General features: G+C 72.3%; 1 protein-coding gene and 1 pseudogene. Both read left to right on the forward strand.

Going from position 1 to position 1,197, the window contains the following annotated elements; all coding sequences use genetic code 11:
* On the forward strand, nucleotides 1–841 hold an 841-nt coding region (locus O3Q52_RS53285; RefSeq protein WP_269655574.1), incomplete at its 5' end, for a dihydrolipoamide acetyltransferase family protein.
* Nucleotides 842–1,035: 194 nt separating this feature from the next.
* Nucleotides 1,036–1,197 (forward strand): annotated as a pseudogene (locus tag O3Q52_RS53290) (molybdenum cofactor guanylyltransferase); the annotation flags it as partial.

A 1,197-nucleotide genomic window follows, 5' to 3' on the forward strand; every position in this document is an offset into this window, starting at 1 on the left:
GGTCGAGCTGATACGTGCCGTCGTCCTTCTTGTGCCCGAGGAAGTGGACACCGCCGGAGGGGCCGCAGCGTCGGCCCCGACCGCCGCGCGACCACCACAGGCCGCGGCGCCCGCGCCCACACTGGCGCAGTCGCCCACAGCCACGCACGCGCGTGGCACCCGCATTCCGCTCAAGGGCGTCCGAGGTGCCGTCGCCGACAAGCTCTCCCGGAGCCGGCGCGAGATCCCGGACGCGACCTGCTGGGTCGACGCCGACGCCACGGAACTGATGCACGCGCGCGTGCGGATGAACGAGGCAGGCGGGCCGAAGATCTCCCTCCTCGCCCTCCTCGCCCGTATCTGCACCGCCGCGCTGGCCCGTTTCCCCGAGCTCAACTCGACGGTCGACATGGAAGCCCGAGAGGTGGTCCGGCTCGACGCGGTGCACCTCGGGTTCGCCGCGCAGACCGAGCGCGGGCTCGTCGTGCCGGTGGTGAAGGACGCGCACACGCGGGACGCGGAGTCCCTGAGCGCGGAGTTCGCCCGGCTCACCGAGGCGGCACGGACCGGGACGCTCACACCGGCGGAACTCACCGGCGGGACCTTCACGTTGAACAACTACGGGGTGTTCGGCGTCGACGGCTCCACACCGATCATCAACCACCCCGAGGCGGCCATGCTCGGCGTCGGCCGGATCGTCCCCAAGCCCTGGGTGCACGAGGGCGAGCTGGCGGTGCGGCAGGTCGTGCAACTCTCGCTCACCTTCGACCACCGGGTGTGCGACGGCGGCACGGCGGGCGGATTCCTCCGGTATGTGGCGGACTGCGTGGAACAGCCGGCGGTCCTGCTGCGGACCCTGTAGCCCCTCGGTCCGTACGACCTCGTCACCACCCCCGTCCACATGCTGTGCGCGGGGGTGGAAATGATCCACCGGACGCTCATACTCGGGGGGTGACCGCGTACGAGCGTCCCAGCGCACCCGGTTCCTCCATCGGGCCCGGTTCCTCCGGCGCACTCGGTGCGGACGGCCGGGACACCGACGGCCATGACGCCGTCGTGCTCGCCGGCGGTGCCGCCCGCCGCCTCGGCGGGGCGGACAAGCCAGGTGTTCGCGTGGGCGGCCGCGCGTTGCTCGACCGCGTCCACCACGTCCGCGAAGATCGTGGTGGCGGGCGGCTTCGGCGTGGGCAAGACCACGTTCGTCGGGGCCGTCTCGGA

Source organism: Streptomyces sp. ActVer, from assembly GCF_027270795.1.
In the GTDB taxonomy this organism is placed as follows: Bacteria; Actinomycetota; Actinomycetes; order Streptomycetales; family Streptomycetaceae; genus Streptomyces; species Streptomyces umbrinus_A.